Annotated in this window: 17 protein-coding genes; 9 read left to right on the forward strand and 8 right to left on the reverse strand. The window is 60.3% G+C overall.

The window, feature by feature from the left end; genetic code table 11:
- Positions 1–42: 42 nt before the first annotated feature.
- Positions 43–1,284 (forward strand): argininosuccinate synthase, encoded by a 1,242-nt coding sequence (locus tag PQU92_RS07035; protein ID WP_272747506.1) that lies wholly within the window; start codon positions 43–45, stop codon positions 1,282–1,284.
- Between the two features lie 122 nt (positions 1,285–1,406).
- On the opposite strand, the gene PQU92_RS07040 is transcribed toward PQU92_RS07035, so the two are convergent.
- Both PQU92_RS07040 and PQU92_RS07045 read right to left on the reverse strand, forming a co-directional pair.
- Positions 1,407–1,721, reverse strand: a complete 315-nt coding sequence (locus tag PQU92_RS07040; protein ID WP_272747507.1) for a type II toxin-antitoxin system RelE/ParE family toxin — start codon at positions 1,719–1,721, stop codon at positions 1,407–1,409.
- Complete coding sequence (locus PQU92_RS07045; RefSeq protein ID WP_272747508.1) at positions 1,721–1,972, reverse strand: type II toxin-antitoxin system ParD family antitoxin; 252 nt, start codon at positions 1,970–1,972, stop codon at positions 1,721–1,723. Before PQU92_RS07045 ends, PQU92_RS07040 begins: the two co-directional genes overlap by 1 nt.
- Before the next feature lie 108 nt (positions 1,973–2,080).
- Here PQU92_RS07045 and PQU92_RS07050 point away from each other — a divergent pair, with 108 nt between their 5' ends.
- The 5 genes from PQU92_RS07050 to PQU92_RS07070 all read left to right on the forward strand — a co-directional run bounded on the left by PQU92_RS07050 (position 2,081) and on the right by PQU92_RS07070 (position 7,850).
- A complete protein-coding gene (locus tag PQU92_RS07050) occupies positions 2,081–2,986 on the forward strand; it encodes a diacylglycerol/lipid kinase family protein (protein ID WP_272747509.1) in 906 nt (301 codons plus the stop codon).
- On the forward strand, positions 2,983–3,753 hold the full coding sequence (locus tag PQU92_RS07055) for a metallophosphoesterase family protein (protein WP_272747510.1): 771 nt from the start codon (positions 2,983–2,985) through the stop codon (positions 3,751–3,753). Before PQU92_RS07050 ends, PQU92_RS07055 begins: the two co-directional genes overlap by 4 nt.
- A 207-nt stretch (positions 3,754–3,960) precedes the next feature.
- Complete coding sequence (locus PQU92_RS07060; RefSeq protein ID WP_272747511.1) at positions 3,961–4,635, forward strand: LysE family translocator; 675 nt, start codon at positions 3,961–3,963, stop codon at positions 4,633–4,635.
- A 181-nt stretch (positions 4,636–4,816) separates the two neighbouring features.
- Positions 4,817–7,309: an FtsK/SpoIIIE family DNA translocase gene (locus tag PQU92_RS07065; RefSeq protein ID WP_272747512.1), complete on the forward strand. Its 2,493-nt coding sequence runs from the start codon at positions 4,817–4,819 to the stop codon at positions 7,307–7,309.
- Positions 7,310–7,469: 160 nt separating this feature from the next.
- On the forward strand, positions 7,470–7,850 hold the full coding sequence (locus tag PQU92_RS07070) for a RidA family protein (protein ID WP_272747513.1): 381 nt from the start codon (positions 7,470–7,472) through the stop codon (positions 7,848–7,850).
- On the opposite strand, the gene holA is transcribed toward PQU92_RS07070, so the two are convergent.
- The 4 genes from holA to PQU92_RS07090 all read right to left on the reverse strand — a co-directional run bounded on the left by holA (position 7,831) and on the right by PQU92_RS07090 (position 12,653).
- Positions 7,831–8,883 carry a DNA polymerase III subunit delta gene (gene holA / locus PQU92_RS07075; protein ID WP_272747514.1) on the reverse strand — a complete coding sequence of 351 codons (1,053 nt, stop codon included), beginning with the start codon at positions 8,881–8,883 and terminating at the stop codon, positions 7,831–7,833. The two genes, PQU92_RS07070 and holA, sit on opposite strands and share 20 nt — an antisense overlap.
- A gap of 53 nt (positions 8,884–8,936) precedes the next feature.
- Positions 8,937–9,452 (reverse strand): hypothetical protein, encoded by a 516-nt coding sequence (locus PQU92_RS07080; protein WP_272747515.1) that lies wholly within the window; start codon positions 9,450–9,452, stop codon positions 8,937–8,939.
- Positions 9,453–9,458: 6 nt separating this feature from the next.
- Complete coding sequence (leuS, locus tag PQU92_RS07085; protein WP_272747516.1) at positions 9,459–12,044, reverse strand: leucine--tRNA ligase; 2,586 nt, start codon at positions 12,042–12,044, stop codon at positions 9,459–9,461.
- A 117-nt stretch (positions 12,045–12,161) separates the two neighbouring features.
- Complete coding sequence (locus tag PQU92_RS07090) at positions 12,162–12,653, reverse strand: DUF3576 domain-containing protein (protein ID WP_272747517.1); 492 nt, start codon at positions 12,651–12,653, stop codon at positions 12,162–12,164.
- A 509-nt stretch (positions 12,654–13,162) separates the two neighbouring features.
- Between PQU92_RS07090 and PQU92_RS07095 the strand changes: the two genes are divergently transcribed.
- Positions 13,163–13,552, forward strand: coding sequence for an NtrZ family periplasmic regulatory protein (locus tag PQU92_RS07095; RefSeq protein WP_272747518.1), 390 nt, complete (start codon positions 13,163–13,165; stop codon positions 13,550–13,552).
- Positions 13,553–13,719: 167 nt separating this feature from the next.
- Here PQU92_RS07095 and PQU92_RS07100 read toward each other — a convergent pair whose 3' ends face one another.
- Positions 13,720–14,358, reverse strand: a complete 639-nt coding sequence (locus PQU92_RS07100; protein ID WP_272747519.1) for a thiamine phosphate synthase — start codon at positions 14,356–14,358, stop codon at positions 13,720–13,722.
- 59 nt (positions 14,359–14,417) lie between these two features.
- Between PQU92_RS07100 and PQU92_RS07105 the strand changes: the two genes are divergently transcribed.
- On the forward strand, positions 14,418–15,041 hold the full coding sequence (locus PQU92_RS07105; RefSeq protein WP_272747520.1) for a YggS family pyridoxal phosphate-dependent enzyme: 624 nt from the start codon (positions 14,418–14,420) through the stop codon (positions 15,039–15,041).
- Between the two features lie 184 nt (positions 15,042–15,225).
- On the opposite strand, the gene PQU92_RS07110 is transcribed toward PQU92_RS07105, so the two are convergent.
- A complete protein-coding gene (locus tag PQU92_RS07110) occupies positions 15,226–15,738 on the reverse strand; it encodes a L,D-transpeptidase family protein (protein ID WP_272747521.1) in 513 nt (170 codons plus the stop codon).
- A 50-nt stretch (positions 15,739–15,788) separates the two neighbouring features.
- On the opposite strand from PQU92_RS07110, the gene PQU92_RS07115 reads away from it, so the two are divergent.
- The gene (locus PQU92_RS07115; protein WP_023460489.1) at positions 15,789–16,475 is read left to right on the forward strand and encodes a response regulator transcription factor; all 687 of its coding nucleotides are present in this window, start codon (positions 15,789–15,791) and stop codon (positions 16,473–16,475) included.
- The last annotated feature ends 18 nt before the right edge of the window (positions 16,476–16,493 follow it).

A 16,493-nucleotide genomic window follows, 5' to 3' on the forward strand; every position in this document is an offset into this window, starting at 1 on the left:
GCGGACAATAGTTTTCGCCCCCCAACCGGAGTGGTTTGCCTTATGACCTCCCCCGCTGAAAAGCCCGTCAAGAAAGTCGTCCTCGCCTATTCGGGCGGTCTGGACACCTCGATCATCCTGAAGTGGCTGCAAACCGAATACGGCGCCGAAGTCGTCACCTTCACCGCCGACCTCGGTCAGGGCGAAGAGCTGGAACCGGCGCGCAAAAAGGCCGAACTGCTCGGCATCAAGCCGGAAAACATCTATATCGAAGACCTGCGCGAAGAGTTCGTGCGCGACTTCGTCTTCCCGATGTTCCGCGCCAACACGGTCTATGAAGGCCAGTACCTGCTCGGCACCTCGATCGCCCGCCCGCTGATCGCCAAGAAGCAGATCGAAATCGCCCGCAAGGTCGGCGCCGACGCCGTCTGCCACGGCGCGACGGGTAAGGGCAACGATCAGGTCCGTTTCGAGCTGGGCTACTATGGCCTTGAGCCCGACATCCGCGTCATCGCCCCGTGGCGCGAATGGGACTTCGCCTCGCGCGAATCCCTGCTGGCCTTTGCCGAACAGCACCAGATCCCCATCGCCAAGGACAAGCGCGGCGACGCGCCGTTCTCGGTCGACGCCAACCTGCTGCACTCGTCTTCCGAAGGCAAGGTGCTGGAAGACCCGGCGGTCGAAGCCCCGGAATTCGTCTATCAGCGCACCATCGCCCCGGAAGCCGCGCCGGATACCCCGACCGTCTTCACCATCGACTTCGAAAAAGGCGATCCGGTCGCCATCGACGGCGAAGCCCTGTCGCCTGCCGCCCTGCTCACCAAGCTGAACCAGCTCGGCCACGACAACGGCGTCGGTCGTCTGGACCTGGTTGAGAACCGCTTCGTCGGCATGAAGTCGCGCGGCGTCTATGAGACCCCCGGCGGCACGATCCTGCTGGCCGCCCACCGCGGCATCGAGTCGATCACGCTGGACCGTGGGGCCATGCACCTGAAGGACGAGCTGATGCCGAAATATGCGTCGCTGGTCTATAACGGTTTCTGGTTCTCGCCCGAGCGCGAAATGCTGCAAGCCGCCATCGACTATTCTCAGGCCAAGGTCACCGGCCGCGTCACAGTGAAGCTCTACAAGGGCAACACGACGATCATCGGCCGCGAAAGCCCCTATTCGCTGTACGATCAGGATCTGGTCACCTTCGAAGAAGGCAAGGTCGCCTACGATCACCGCGACGCGGCGGGCTTCATCAAGCTCAACGCCCTTCGCCTTCGTGTCGCCGCTAAGCGTGACGCACGTGACGCGAAATAGTTATGGGGTTTGGGGCCTGCGGCCCCAAGTCTTATCTTCAGAGAAAAACCCCTTCGGTTTTCCGAAGGGGTTTTTCTTTGAGTAACGGTTTCGTGGGGTCACGGACCCCACACCCCATAACTTTAATCGGAGAGTATCGCCCACCATTCGCGTGAGGCATGAAGGACGCGGACAATCGAAACGCCGTTCGCTTCAGGAATGTAGAACACACGCCAGTTTTCAAAGTCTTTGATACGCCAGACGCGCATGTCTTTCAAAATCGCCGCTTCAAGATCAAGTCGACGACCCGAAGCCGGAAATTCAGCCAGTTCAGCGAATGTCGTCTCCGCGTTTTCCAGAAAACGGTCTGCCGTTGCCATCCCGGCCTCTTCGGCCAGATAGACAAAATGCTCGACAAGGTCGCGACGCGCACTTTCGCGCTTGCGGACAACCGGCATCAGGGCTTGCTCTGCTTCAATGCCAGCCGCGCCATCGCCTCTTTCCGAATATCGGCCCAGTCACTGGCTTGGAACTCTGATTCCGGCGACGCCAAACCCTCCATCAGCAAGGCTTCAAGTCGTGCCTCTGCCTTGCGCTTTTCATCGGCGCGGATCAGTTCACGGACATATTCGCTAACGCTGCTGTAACGACCTTCGGCAATCTGACCATCGACGAATTGCTTTAAGGGTTCGGGCAGCGAAATATTCATGCTCTGCATCGTTAGGCTCCTGTAAAACCTATCATGCCATTAAATGGCATAAATTGCCATCAATACCCACACATTGAATCTTTGCACCCTGCCCGGCACACCGGAGGCATGGGCACTGCATTCAATATACTGATCAACGGTAAGGCCGGGACCGTCCTCAATATGGGCCAGCCCGCCATCGAAGCCGCCATCGAGGCCAGCGGCATGGCCGTTGCCGAACTCTGCTTTTCCGAACCCGACGACATGGAAGCCAATCTGGTGCGCTTTGCCAAAAGCGATACGCCCCTGCTGGTTGGCGGCGGCGACGGCACCCTGCGCTCGTGCGCGGTATCCCTGAGCAAAAAGAGCAAGGCGTTTGGCATCCTGCCGTTCGGCACCATGAACCTGCTGGCCAAGGACCTGTCGATCGATACGCTTCAGGCGGCCCTGTCCAAATACGCCGAAGGGGCAATTGAGACCGCCATCGACGCCGGTTTTGTCAATGACGAGATGTTCCTGTGCTGCGCCTCGATCGGCACCATGCCCGAAGCCTCGGTCTTTCGCGAAGAAAACCGCAGCCGCAATATCCTCGTCCTGATCCCGCAACTGTTCTGGTTTGTTATCGACCATTTCGAGCGGCATAAAGGCGACCGTATCGTGCTGCAAATCGGCAAGAAGATGAAAAAGTTCCGCTCGCCCGCCGCCGTCGTCGCCGCCAATCGCTTCGCCGATTCCGACCTGCTCAGCCAGAACAATTTCAAGCGTGATAACCTTCAGGGCGGCGAGCTGGCCGCCTATATTTCGACCACCCGAACGCGCGGCTCGCATCTGCGCTTCGTCACCCGGCTTCTGGTCGGGGACTGGAAAAAAGACCCCGATCTGGTCGAACTGACCGCCAAAGCCCTGACCTTGTGGTCCGGCCATAACAAACAACTGGTCTCCATCGACGGCGAGGTGCTGGAGCTGAAAACCCCGCTGGAATTCAAACTCAAACCGCGCGGTGTGAAGCTCCTTGTGCCAAAGGACGCGGCATGAAGATCGCTCATATCTCGGACCTGCATTTCGGAGCCCACGACCGCCGCGTGACCGAAACCCTCCTGTCGCACCTGATCGAAACCAAACCCGATCTGGTGCTGGCCTCAGGCGACATCACCCAGCACGCCTTGACGGCCGAATTTGTCGAAGCCCGCGATTTTTTCAATCTTCTGCCCGTGCCGGTGTTCATCATCCCCGGCAATCACGACCTGCCCGGCATGGATGTGATGCGTTTCATCGCCCCGTGGCGGCGCTATAAGAAATATCTGCGGGAGGACATGAATCCGGTCCTGCGCAGCGATCTGGTCGATATCAAGGGCATCAATAGCGCGCGTATGATCCTGCCGGCCACCAACTGGGCCTATGGCTCGATCAGCGCCGCGCAACGCCATGACATTGCCGAGACCTTCGCCACCTCGACCGCACCGTGGCGGCTGCTGACTGTGCACCACCCCCTGCTCAATCCGAAGGATTTTCCGCTCGATATCACGGTGTTCAATGCCGACAAGCTATTGAAAACCATTGATGAAACGAAGATCGATATCGTGCTGGCCGGACATCAGCACCACGCCTATGTCGAGACGCGCCTGACCGGCGGACATACGACCCTGTTCGTCTGTGCATCGACGGCCATGTCCACGCGCATCCGTAAACAGCCTCAGGGGTTCAATATGCTGGATTTCACCGAGACATCCGTGCGGATCGAGATGTGGCAATTGGGCAAAGAGCGGTTCGAGCTATTCTCCGTGGTCAGCCATACGAAATAGACTCCCCTCTCCATGAGGGAGAGGGTGGTGCGTTAGCACCGGGTGAGGGGGAACTCTTTCAACCCGCTCTGCTTAAAACGTATTTTTACTGCACTTGCATCAGGCATTTCCCCCTCACCCTAACGGCACGGGCCGCCCCGCCTCTCCCTCAAGGGAGAGGGGACTAAGACGGCTCGACAAGTTTCGATTTATACGAAATAAGGCGGCATGTTTGCTTCGCTCCCCGTCGATCCGTCAAAATACTCCGCCTTTCTGGCGGCGATGCTGCTCATGGCCATCACGCCGGGACCGGCCAACCTGTTTTGCATTTCGACCGGCCTGAAGCGGTCGGTGCCGCGCGTCCTGATGGGCGTGTTCGGCATCAACAGCGCCACCCTGATCTGGTTCGTCATGGCCGCGTTCGGGCTGCACATCCTGATCACCACCGTCCCGGTCATTTTCCATCTGATGACCTTCGGTGGCGCCCTCTATCTGCTGTGGATCGCCTATAAGACCGTCCGCGCCCGCAAATCGCATACCGCGCATGAGCTCGATGTTCCGACAACGGATCAAATTCCGCAAAGCCTGTGGGCGACGTGGAAAGACGGCTTCATGGTCCAGTTTCTGAATCCCAAGGTGACGCTGTTTTTCACTGCCGTTCTGCCGCCGTTTCTCGATCTCGGCCGGCCGATGACGACGCAGATGCCGGTTTTCGCCGCCACCGCCATCGGCATGGACGTCATCACCATGACCACCTACGGCCTGAGCGGACTGGCCCTGACGCAGCTTCTCAGCCGGGGCCGAAACCGCGAATATTTCGAGTTGTTCGTGGGGTGTCTGCTGGGTCTGATTGCACTGCTGATCCTCGGTCATGGCGTGGCAGATTTGTTGAAATCGGCTTGATAATCCTGGTCATGGTAAACCGCTCTTAACCCTTTTGACGGCATAAAACGGGTTCAATCCAGAACAGGTTCCAATCCATTCGGATCAGAACCTGTTCTGAGCTTTTGCTTTGTCGCGCATTTGATTCCGAAAAACCGCTGCACACTTTTCGGAATGCGCTCTCTACAGGCCCGTTTGTCGTATGAGCACCGTTACCGCCCTCGTCTGGAACCATCTCGAAACCAACTTCCTCATGATCTGGCGGTCGGTGCCGATGGCGCGCCTGCGCGGCGCTCTGGTTTGCCTGATGGGACTGGCCTCGCTGCTGGCCTATGCCTCCTACAACGCCGCCGACGCCAGCTGGAACACGGCAACCAGCGCCGCGGTCCAGAACCTGCTCGGCGGGTTCGGTGCCATCGTCGCCGATCTGGGTCTGCAATCGCTCGGTCTCGCCGCCTGGCCGATGGCGGCCCTGATGACCTGGTTCGGCCTGACGCGTCTGATGCAGCTCGATCCCGACGAAGGCCGCCGCGCCCTTCGCATCCACAGCCTGTTCGCCGCGCTGTTCGTCCTGATGCTGGCCGCCGCCCTCGCGCCGCTGCATACAGGCGATGCGACCTCGCCGTCGATCGGCGGCTTCTGGGGTACGGGCGTGCACGGCCTCCTCAAGGCTCTGTTCGACTTCATGCGCCTGCCCGCCGGGGACGTCATCGCCAGCCTGATCTTCGCCGCCGCCGCCATCTGGGCCTTTAATCAGGCGCTGCGCCTCAAGGCTGAAAACTACGTCCGCGCCGCCGGTTTCGTGCTGGGCGGCTTCAAGGGCGCCCTCAATGCCTCGGGCATCACCGAAAAGGTCAGCGATGCCGTCAGCCGCGCCGAAGCGAAGCCCAAGGCGGCGCGCAAAACCGCCAAGACGCCCAAGCCCTTCCTTGATGAAGCGGCCTACGACGCCGAACCGGTGTCTGAACCGCAGGTCAATCTGCGCGCACCGGTCAGCGAAGAACCCGATTACGACTACGACGCCCCGCCGTTCGATATCGACGACCTCGACCCCGACGCGCCGATGCTGAACCCGGCACCCCGCTCTGCGGCACCCGAACCGAAAATCCGCATGGAAGCGCCCAAGGCCCCCAAACCGTCGGCCCGCGAACAGGACGAGCGTCAGTCGAGCTTCGAATTCCTCAAGCCCGGCAATTTCCGCCTGCCCGAACTGAATATCCTGTCGAAACCCAAGCCCCGCGCCACCAGCTTCGACGAAGCGGCGCTGCGTCAAAACGCCCGGATGCTGGAAAGCGTGCTGGCCGAATTCGGCGTCAAGGGCGTCATCGACCAGATCCGCCCCGGCCCCGTCGTCACCCTGTACGAACTGGCCCCGGCTGCGGGCGTCAAGGGTGCGCGCGTCGTGGCGCTGGCCGACGACATCGCCCGCAACATGTCGGCGCGCTCGTGCCGCGTCTCCATCGTTCAGGGCCGCAACGCCATCGGTATCGAACTGCCCAACGCCGTGCGCGAAACCGTCTATCTGCGCGACATGCTGGCCTCAGCCGAGTTCGAAAAGGCGGGTCACATCCTGCCGATGGTGCTGGGTGAAAATATCGGCGGCGAGCCCTACGTCACCGACCTCGCCAAGATGCCCCACCTTCTGATCGCAGGTACCACCGGCTCGGGTAAGTCGGTCGGGGTCAACGCCATGATCCTGTCGATCCTCTATCGCCTCGATCCGGAACAGTGCAAGTTCATCATGATCGACCCCAAGATGCTGGAACTCAGCGTCTATGACGGCATCCCGCACCTAATCGCCCCGGTCGTCACCGACCCGAAAAAGGCCGTCGTGGCGCTCAAATGGACCGTCAAGGAGATGGAGGACCGCTACCGCCGCATGTCCAAGATCGGCGTGCGCAACGTGGCCTCTTTCAACGAACGCGCCAAGGCCACCGCCGCCGAAGGCAAGAACTTCATCCGCAAGGTCCAGACCGGCTTCGACGAGGTCGGCCAGCCGATCTTCGAGATCGAGGAAATGGTCCCCGAGCCCATGCCCTATATCGTCGTCATCATCGACGAGGTCGCCGACCTGATGATGGTCGCGGGCAAGGACATCGAAGGCGCGGTCCAGCGTCTGGCTCAGATGGCGCGTGCCGCCGGTATCCACCTGATCATGGCCACCCAGCGCCCGTCGGTCGACGTCATCACCGGCACCATCAAGGCCAACTTCCCGACCCGGATTTCCTTCCAGGTCACCTCGAAAATCGACTCGCGCACCATTCTCGGCGAACAGGGCGCCGAACAGCTCCTCGGTCAGGGCGATATGCTCTATATGGCGGGCGGTGGACGCATTACCCGTCTGCACGGCCCCTTCGTCGGCGACAACGAGGTCGAGGCCGTGGCCGAATACCTCCGCTCGCAGGGCTCACCCAACTATCTCGACGACATCACCGCCGGGGGCGACGATGACGGCGGCGACAGCGATGGCGGCGGCATGGGCGAAGGCGGCTCCGGCGACGACCTCTACGACAAGGCCGTCTATTTCGTCACCTTCGACCGCAAGGCCTCGACCTCTTACATCCAGCGCAAGCTCCAGATCGGCTATAACCGCGCGGCCTCGCTGATGGAAAAGATGGAGATGGAAGGCGTCGTCGGCCCGGCCAACCACGTCGGCAAGCGCGATATCCTAGTCGGCCCGCCCCCGGGCCACTAGGGGCAAGCCCCTAGGACCATTACTTGGAGCAGATCGCACTGCTTTGCTCTCCTTATACCTCCCCAGCTTGCTGGGGAGGGGGACCGCGCCCGAAGGGCGGGGTGGTGGGGGTTCTTGCTTAACCTAGACACACGTATGATTTTTCAGTCATAATCTTCCCATGACCGAACCCGTTTTCCTCGCCTATCCGTTTGACGCCGCCTTTTCCGAAGCGGTGCAGATCGGCCATACGATCTATCTGTCCGGCCATATCGGCGATGACGACGACGGCAATCTCGCCGAAGGGTTCGATGCCGAAGTCCGTCAGATGATGGCCAATGTCTCAGCCTCTCTGGCCCGTTTCGAGCGTGACCTGACGGCGCTGGTCTCGGTCAGGGTCATGCTCACCGACATGGCCAACCTCGACCGCTTCAACACCCTGTTCGCCACCTATTTCCACGGCGCACCCCTGCCCGTCTGTTCGGTCTTCGCCGTGACACAACTGGCGCTCGATGCCGCTATCGAAATCGAGTGCGTCGCCTCTACAGCCCCAACCGCTTAGCCCGCCCGGCGATGCTCATATAGAGCCGCTCGGCGATCAGCAAATCGGGCATACCCGTCGATTTGCACGCCTTGTCGGTGTCGATCATCTCTTTCGACAGCGGATCGATATGGAAGTCCGACCACGCCCGCGCCTGACGCAGGAACTCGGCCTCCTGTTTCCAGAACACCCCGGCGGCGCGCGTCGCCTGCTTGGCGTCGATGCCCTTCGCCACCTGCGCCTGAATGAGCCTCAGCTTGATCAGGTGGGCATTGAGCGCCCGCACCGCATCGACCCCGGTTTCGCCCTCGGCAAAGGCGCGGCGCAAACCGGCCTGAGCCGGACCCATCTTCGCCCCAAAGGCCTGAAGCGCTGCATCGAACAGAGAGGCTTCGGGCTCAACCCCAAGGAAATCCTGCAATTCCTTGGCATCGAGCGTTTTTTTCGACCCCGGCCCGATAAACAGGCACAGACGCTCGATCTCCTGCCGCGCCACACCGCGTTCGCGGGGCAAGCGCGCGGCGAAGATATCCATGGCGTCGGGCGTCAGGGCGACTTCGTTTTTGGCCAGAGTTTCACGCGCCATGCGCACGACATCGCCGGTCTCATCCTCGTAACAGGCGATCGAGGCCACGGCCTTATCGGCGTCGGCCAGCTTGCGCGTCGCGGAATCGCCGCCCAGACCACCGGCTTCGATCAGGAAGAAAGCCTCACGGTTGAATTCCCCCGCCGCATGGGCCTTGAGCGCCGCCGCCACCTGTTTGTCGAGCGCGGCCTTTTCCGAGAAAAACTTCAACCGCACCAGCCGCCGGCCGCCCATCAGGGACTGCGCCGTCAGTTCGTCCTCAAGCCGGGCCGCGTCGTTATCGATATCCGTATCGGTGAGGATCGAGACGTTGAACGGGTCTTTCACATCCGGCACGATCTGTCGCGCCAGCGCTTCGCCGCGCTCGATCACCTGCCCGCGATCCTTGCCATAGATTAGGCAGGCGATCACGTCGCGCGGCGGCGATTTGAGAAAGCCCTCGATTTCAGGGCGTTTGACGAGTTTCATTCCAAGCGCATCCCAAAAAGTGTGAAGCGGTTTTTGGATCAGATGCGCGCAAACTAATTTGCAGAGGCGGCAGTAGCCTTGCCGTGGAAATAGAGCGTGATGTCGTTACGCAGGCGCTCGCTGATGCTGGTGGCGGCGCGCTGCTGACCGTCCTTTTGCGAAATGACGCTGCCATAGGGCGATTTATTGCTCGCGTCATAGGTCGTTGTATCGACAAAACTGCCTTCGGTCAGAACCTTCCGCGTCTGTACATCGACCAGCTGATAGGTGACCGAGTTCGAAATTTCCGAACGGGTCGCTGTGTCATTGACCCCGACGCCGATATCGTAGCGGTTTTCGACCAGCTTGACGTCCAGACGATAGGGCTTGGTGGCTGCCGCCGCGCTGTCGAAGCCCGAAACGAGGTTCTGACGCACGAAATAGCCGGTGCGCGACTCGGTCACATTGAAGTCGATCCCGGCCAGCGTCGCCGCCAGCCCCTTCTGCGCATAGACCGGCGTGAAGCCGCAGCCGCTTAACGACAGGGGCGCGACCAGAAGGCAGGCGGCAAACACGGCTTTGCGGATCATGAGCGGTTACCCTACGACGAAGTTGAGGATGCGGTTCGGGACAACGATCACCTTGCGCACGGTGACGCCCTCAAGATGTCGTTTAACGCCCTCGTCCGCAAGCGCCATTTCGCGGATTTCGTCTTCCGTGGCACCCAGTCGGACCGAAAGTTCGCCGCGTTTCTTGCCATTGACCTGCACCGGCAGGATATAGACGTCGTCGGTGGCCAGCGCCGGGTCGAATTGCGGCCAGGCGGCATCGGCGATCAGGCCGTCGTGACCCAGTCGCGTCCAGCCTTCTTCGGCCAGGTGCGGCGTGATCGGCGCGATCAGACCGGCGAGGATCGTCAGGGCTTCGCGCTTGGCCGCCGTGCCCGTTTTCTGCACGTCAGCGGCGCGCAGGATATTGACGAACTCGTACAGCTTGGCGATCGCCGCGTTGAAGCGGAAGCTCTCGAAGCCTTCGGTGACGGCCTTCGACGCCTTGTGCGCGGCCTTGCGCAACTCCAGCGCCGCGGCCTCTTCGCCCGCAATCTCCTCGTCGGGCAGGCTGTCGAACTCGGTCCACACGCGCGAGGTAAAGCGCCATGACCCCTCGACCCCGCCGGTCGTCCATTGCACGTCGCGCTCGGGTGGCGAGTCCGACAGGACGAACAGGCGCGCCGCATCGACGCCGTAGGTGTCGAAAATGTCTTCGGGGGCAACGACGTTCTTCTTCGACTTCGACATCTTTTCGATGTCGCCGATGATCAGCGGCTTGCCGGTCGAAATCTGGATCGCCGAACGCTTGCCGCCATCGGTGGTGATGTCGACATCCGAGGGATCGACCCACAGCGGCTTGCCGACCTCGTCCACGCCTTCGGAATAGGTCTCGTGCGTCAACATGCCTTGCGTGAACAGGCCTGCGAACGGCTCTTTTACATCCAGATAGCCGCAGGTGTTCAGGGCGCGGGTAATGAAGCGTGAATAGAGCAGGTGCAGAATGGCGTGCTCGATGCCGCCGATATATTGATCGACGGGCAGCCAGTAATCGGCATCGGCCTTGCGGATCGCCTCATCGGCATCCGGCGCGGTGAAGCGCGCGAAGTACCACGACGAATCGACGAAGGTGTCGAGCGTATCGGTTTCGCGACGCGCATCCTTCTGGCAGCACGGACACTTGACGTGCTTCCACGTCGGGTGACGGTCGAGCGGATTACCCGGGACGTCGAAGGTCACGTCGTCGGGCAGAACCACCGGCAGCTGATCGTCGGGCACGGGCACGACACCGCAGTCCTCGCAATGGATGACCGGGATCGGGCAGCCCCAATACCGCTGACGCGACACGCCCCAGTCGCGCAGACGGTAGATGGTCGCGCCTTCGCCGAGGCCCATGCTTTCGATTTTCGCGATGGCCTGCGCCTTGGCGGTTTCGATATCGAGACCGTTCAGGAAGTCCGAATTGAAGATCGTGCCGGGACCGGTATAGGCCTCGGTGCCGACGGTGAACGATTCCGGATCGGCATCGGCGGGCAGAACCACCTCGGTCACAGGCAGATCGTATTTACGCGCAAAGTCGAGATCGCGCTGATCGTGGGCCGGGCAACCGAAGATGGCCCCGGTGCCGTAACCCATCAGGACGAAATTGGCGATCCACACGTCCAGAGTCTCACCCGCCTTGAACGGATGCGCGACGGTGACACCAGTATTGAAGCCCAGCTTCTCACCGGTGTCGATTTCTTCCTGCGTCGTGCCGCCCTTCTTCACCGTGTCGAGGAAGGCGTCCAGCTCCGGCGAGGCGGGCAGGGCCTTAACCAGCGGGTGATCGGCAGCCACCGCGACAAAGCCTGCCCCGAACAGGGTGTCGGGCCGCGTCGTATAGACCTCAAGCCCGTCGAAACCGGCGGGCGCATTGGCCGCGAACGGGAAGCTGAACTTCAGGCCCTTCGAGCGGCCGATCCAGTTGGCCTGCATCAGGCGCACCTTGTCCGGCCAGCGGTCGAGCGTCTCCAGACCCTCGATCAACTCGTCGGCATACTGCGTGATCTTGAGGAACCATTGTGTCAGGTTGCGCTTTTCGACGACCGCGCCCGAGCGCCAGCCCTTGCCGTCGATGACCTGTTCGTTGGCCAGCACAGTATTGTCGACCGGGTCCCAGTTGACCTGCGACTCCTTGCGATAGACCAGATCGTGTTTCAGCAGGTCGAGGAACCACTTCTGCTGCTTGCCGTAATAGGCGGCATCGCAGGTGGCGAATTCACGCGTCCAGTCGATCGACAGACCCAGACGCTGAAGCTGCGTCTTCATGTTGGCGATATTGTCGTAGGTCCAGCCCTTGGGGTGGATGCCGCGCTCCATGGCGGCGTTTTCCGCCGGCATACCGAAGGCGTCCCAGCCCATCGGGTGCAGCACGTTGAAACCGCGCGCGCGCTTGAACCGCGCCACCAGATCGCCCATGGCGTAGTTGCGCACATGGCCCATATGTACCCGGCCCGACGGATAGGGAAACATTTCAAGCACATAGTACTTGTCTTTACCCTGCGCCTGTTCAGCCGTCTTCGTCAGGAAGACCTGGGCCTCGTCCCAGCGGGCACGTTGTTTCGGTTCGGACTCTTTGGGATTGTAGCGTGACATCGGTAAGCCATGAAGGGCGGCATCTCGCCGCGAACGAATTGGCATTCCGAATAGACAAAAAGAGCGTTCAGGTCAAAGCCGGAACGCTCTTTTAAAGCTCTCAGTTCGTTTTAGATATTACTTCACGTTCGACAGGCGCAACTGACGGGCGCGCGTCAGGATGGCGTTTTCGATGTCGATCTGGGTCTGGGCCGAAACCGTGGCGTCTACCCACTGACCGCCGGTATTGGTCTGCTTGTACAGCGACACGTTCAGAGCATCGGCGCGCAGACGGGTATCGAGGATATAGATGGTCGCCTTGAAACGCTCATCCGGCTTTTCCGGGTTGGCGTACCAGTCGGTGATGATGATCCCGCCCCACGGATCGGCCGAAGCCAGCGGCATGAAGGAGATGGTATCGAGCGAGGCGCGCCACAGATAGGCATTGACCCCGATGGTGGCGTCGGCGGTTTCGGACGCCGGTTTCTTGCCGCCCAGACCGAGGAAACCCTTGCTTTCGGCGCTGGCATCAAGGGTGCTGTCCTTCTTGCCGAAGCTCGTGCAGCCCACCAGGCTCAGAGACATTGCCGCGGCGGCCATAACCCAAACCGCCTTTTTCGTCATCGTCATAGTATCGTCCACTCCGAAAGTGTATCTCTTCGCCTTGAGGCTTATTAATCGCTCTATAGCATAGGCAAACGGGGGTATGACAAGGGTTTCCTTGGACCTTCCCTGTCCCGACGCCTTATATGGCGTCGCAAGCCCCCAAAATGGCCCGTTGCGGGGCAAACTGGCACCCAATTGAGACGCTTATGGGGCAAACCGGAGAACGTCGCGTAATATCGAGCGTGACCATTTCACCACAGGTTTTGAGCGAATCTGACGCAAGCGCCAAAAAACGCTCAAATATATTGCTTTCGTTACCCATCCCTCTTAATCCGGGAATAACACATATACGCCAGAATAGGGGTGTATGGTGTGGGCAGGCCTATCCTTTCTGGGGCAGTGGCGGGTTACATAAAACCGTCATCATTCCCATATAAGGCGAGGCTCGAAAAAAGTTCAGGATCGGTGCCGCTTAACAAGCGCGCCTTAGGTTGACAAAAACGATGACACGTTGGGTCGCAGGTTTGGTCTCGATGACGGTGCTGGCAATCGCCGCAAGCACTGCACCGGCCTTTGCGCTCAATCAGCAGACCGTCAAGGGCAAGACGAGCGAGGCTTCCGCCCCCGTCAGCCTGACCGGTGTCTCGGTCGACTCTCAGGTCAACGCCAACAAGCAGCAGTCCAAGGTCTATCAGTGGTCGCTCAAGGGCCGCTGGGGTCTCAAGCTGGGCGTCAACGAAGACGAAGCCCGCCCAAGCGGCTGGAACGACGTCGATGCCGGGGCCTTCTACAAGATCACCCCGTCGGTCCGCGTCGGCGGTTCGGTCGGTTTCGGTGAAAAGACCAAGGCGCTGCAACCGCGCGACCCGGCGCAGGAAAAAGACCAGCCCCGCGTCCGTCTGGAAACGACGTTCAAGTTTTAATCTTAAAGATTATTTTGGCCACGGATAAGGCACGGATCGTCGCGTGAACGCGCCGACACGGATGTTTTCATGAGTCCTGATCGAAAGCCGTTGGGAACAATGCGCTTAATATCCGTGTTCGCGGTGCACAGCACAGCACCGCATCCGTGCCTTATCCGTGGCTAATTCTACAAATGGAATGCCTCAATCGCACCAAAGCCCGCCAGACCGGTGTGCGTGAGCGATTCCGCATTGTCAGCGCCGATGCCCCCCAAGCCTAAAACCGGCACCGGGCTCAGGTCGCAGAAACGCTGGATGCCCTTGAGGCCCACAGGCGCCACCCCGTTTGCCGATGGACTCCGGCTGGGGAAGACCGGCGATATGAATACCGCGTCAAGGTCGGCGACATCCGACGCTGTCAGCGTCTCGCACGCGTGACAGGCCGCGGTCAGCAACCATTCCGGATGCGTCTGACGCAAACCCGCCGCGCGCCACAGGCTTTGTTCGCGCAGGTGCACACCATCGGCATCGATCTCTTCGGCCAGGGCCTCGTCCTCACCGATAAGCAGTTTTAACCCATTGTCTTCGGTCAGGGTTTTTAAAACACGCGCATGAGCGACCGCATGACGATCGCCAAAATGACGGTAGATAATCCCCGTCCCTTCCGGCAGATGCGCGGCGATCTCTTCCGGATGCGGCGTCCGCTGTGGGTCGGTGAAAAAGAACAGCGGCGGCAGGACGCGGCCATTCGGGCTGGACATATGCGCATGGCGGGCTATGTCTTTGGCGCGGTTCATCAAAAAGGCGAAGCGGGTCTTATATGTCATCCCAGTCCGGTACCTCTGCTGAAAACTACGGGCCCCCCGAAAATTACAGAAACGTCCTGATGTCGCTGAAAAAGGGCCTGCGACGGGCCGGGCGCGCGGACAATGCCGCGATCCTCACGGCAGTATCCAAGACTCAGCCTTGGGAGGTTATACGCCCGGTGCTGGAGGCTGGCCACCGACGTTTTGGTGAAAACCGCGTGCAGGAGGCCATGGAACGCTGGGGGCCGGTCAAGGACCAGTATCCGGACCTGACCCTGTGTCTGATCGGGCCGTTGCAAAGCAACAAGGCCGCCGAGGCCGTGGGCTTTTTCGACGTCATAGAAAGCGTCGACCGCGACAAGATCGCTCGTGCTATCGCCGATGAGATTCAGAAGCAGGGCCGGGCACCTGAGATTCAGATACAGGTCAATATCGGCGAGGAACCGCAAAAGGCCGGGATTCTGCCGCTGGAGGCCGATGCCTTCATCGCGGCGGCGCGCGGTTACGGACTCACCATCAGCGGCCTGATGTGTATCCCGCCGGTCGACGGCCCGCGCGGCCCCTATTTCGCGCTGTTGCGCAAGATCGCCGAACGCAACGGCATTGCGCACCTCAGCATGGGGATGAGCGACGATTATGAGACCGCCCTGCGCTTTGGTTCGAATGAAATCCGTGTGGGCACCGCCATTTTCGGAAGCCGTTAGTCTTATACCTCCCCAACTTGTTGGGGAGGGGACCGCACGAGATGACCGAAGGTCAGCGAGATGTGGTGGTGGGGGTTCTTCCTTACTTGCGACAGTAATTGTTGAAACACCGAAAGCCACCCCACCACCATTGGCTTCGCCAATGGTCCCCCTCCCCGCCAAAGGCAGGGAGGTATAAGATGAGTCAGTCTCTCACAATCTCCACATAGGTCTCCGCATCGGCGCTCTTCAGCAGCTCCAGCAGATGCGCCTGCGACAGGGCCACACAGCCCTCCGTACCCGAATAATCCTCGCGCGCCAGATGCAGGAAAATCGCCGAGCCCAGTCCCTTCACCGGCGGATCGTCATTATGCCCCAGCACGCAGACGATGTCGTAGACACCATCCTCGCGCCACAGCTTTTCGTGGCTGCCGTCGAACGGCAATTTCACATGCTGATTATAGGACTCAGACCCCGCGTCATCGCACCAGCCATCGTCCGGCGATAACGCCTTGACCGGCAGAACCGTTTCCGGCACTGGCAATCTATCCGGCCGATAAAACACGTATTTCAGCGGCCACATCCCCAGCGGCGAGCGTAAATCGCCCTCTCTTTTGTCCGCCGCAGGAATAACGCCCCCTTTACCGAGGGCGCAACGCACCTTATCTGAGTTTAAGACTAGAAAACCTTCGGCGTATGCGGTAAAAATTTTGACCATATGCCGGTTACACCCTATCTGTAAAAACGACACTCATAAGCTATAGGATTATGGTGCAACAAAAAACCCTGCTGATCGTCGATGACGACGACGAACTGCGTGAAGCCCTGGCCGAGCAGCTTGAGCTGCACGAAGAGTTCAAGGTTACGCAAGCCGCCAACGGTACCGAAGGCATCCGCCTCGGCAAGACGATCAATGCCGACCTGATCCTGCTCGACGTCGATCTGCCCGACATGGACGGTCGCGAAGCTTGCCGTGTCCTGCGCAAGTCCGGCCTGACCACTCCGGTGATCATGCTGACGGGACAAGCCAGCGACTCCGATCAGATTCTGGGCTTAGATGCCGGTGCCAACGACTATGTCACCAAGCCGTTCCGTTTTGCCGTCCTGCTGGCGCGCATCCGCGCTCAGGTCCGCAGCCACGAAACGTCGGAAGACGCGACCTTCCGCATCGGGCCTTACGAGTTCAAACCGGCGCTCAAGCTGCTGATCGATCAGGTGCAGAAGAAGATTCGCCTGACCGAAAAAGAAACCAATATCCTCAAATACCTCTATCGCGCCGGCGGTAAGCCGATTTCGCGCGAAGAGCTGCTGACCGAGGTGTGGGGTTACAATGCGGGCGTCACCACGCACACGCTGGAAACCCACGTCTATCGACTGAGACAAAAAATCGAGCCCGATCCGGCCAATGCCCGTCTGCTGATGACGGATGCCGGTGGCTATCGTTTGCAATTCTGATAAAACCGGGGCCAGATG

The organism is Asticcacaulis aquaticus, assembly GCF_028550415.1.
Taxonomy (GTDB): Bacteria; Pseudomonadota; Alphaproteobacteria; order Caulobacterales; family Caulobacteraceae; genus Asticcacaulis; species Asticcacaulis aquaticus.

Bases quoted from the DNA above. Each gene is read 5' to 3' on its own strand.
- PQU92_RS07035 (WP_272747506.1), top strand. From the start codon at position 43: ATGACCTCCCCCGCTGAAAAGCCCGTCAAGAAAGTCGTCCTCGCCTAT.
- PQU92_RS07040 (WP_272747507.1), bottom strand. From the start codon at position 1,721: ATGCCGGTTGTCCGCAAGCGCGAAAGTGCGCGTCGCGACCTTGTCGAG.
- PQU92_RS07045 (WP_272747508.1), bottom strand. From the start codon at position 1,972: ATGAATATTTCGCTGCCCGAACCCTTAAAGCAATTCGTCGATGGTCAG.
- PQU92_RS07050 (WP_272747509.1), top strand. From the start codon at position 2,081: ATGGGCACTGCATTCAATATACTGATCAACGGTAAGGCCGGGACCGTC.
- PQU92_RS07055 (WP_272747510.1), top strand. From the start codon at position 2,983: ATGAAGATCGCTCATATCTCGGACCTGCATTTCGGAGCCCACGACCGC.
- PQU92_RS07060 (WP_272747511.1), top strand. From the start codon at position 3,961: ATGTTTGCTTCGCTCCCCGTCGATCCGTCAAAATACTCCGCCTTTCTG.
- PQU92_RS07065 (WP_272747512.1), top strand. From the start codon at position 4,817: ATGAGCACCGTTACCGCCCTCGTCTGGAACCATCTCGAAACCAACTTC.
- PQU92_RS07070 (WP_272747513.1), top strand. From the start codon at position 7,470: ATGACCGAACCCGTTTTCCTCGCCTATCCGTTTGACGCCGCCTTTTCC.
- holA (WP_272747514.1), bottom strand. From the start codon at position 8,883: ATGAAACTCGTCAAACGCCCTGAAATCGAGGGCTTTCTCAAATCGCCG.
- PQU92_RS07080 (WP_272747515.1), bottom strand. From the start codon at position 9,452: ATGATCCGCAAAGCCGTGTTTGCCGCCTGCCTTCTGGTCGCGCCCCTG.
- leuS (WP_272747516.1), bottom strand. From the start codon at position 12,044: ATGTCACGCTACAATCCCAAAGAGTCCGAACCGAAACAACGTGCCCGC.
- PQU92_RS07090 (WP_272747517.1), bottom strand. From the start codon at position 12,653: ATGACGATGACGAAAAAGGCGGTTTGGGTTATGGCCGCCGCGGCAATG.
- PQU92_RS07095 (WP_272747518.1), top strand. From the start codon at position 13,163: ATGACGGTGCTGGCAATCGCCGCAAGCACTGCACCGGCCTTTGCGCTC.
- PQU92_RS07100 (WP_272747519.1), bottom strand. From the start codon at position 14,358: ATGACATATAAGACCCGCTTCGCCTTTTTGATGAACCGCGCCAAAGAC.
- PQU92_RS07105 (WP_272747520.1), top strand. From the start codon at position 14,418: ATGTCGCTGAAAAAGGGCCTGCGACGGGCCGGGCGCGCGGACAATGCC.
- PQU92_RS07110 (WP_272747521.1), bottom strand. From the start codon at position 15,738: ATGGTCAAAATTTTTACCGCATACGCCGAAGGTTTTCTAGTCTTAAAC.
- PQU92_RS07115 (WP_023460489.1), top strand. From the start codon at position 15,789: ATGGTGCAACAAAAAACCCTGCTGATCGTCGATGACGACGACGAACTG.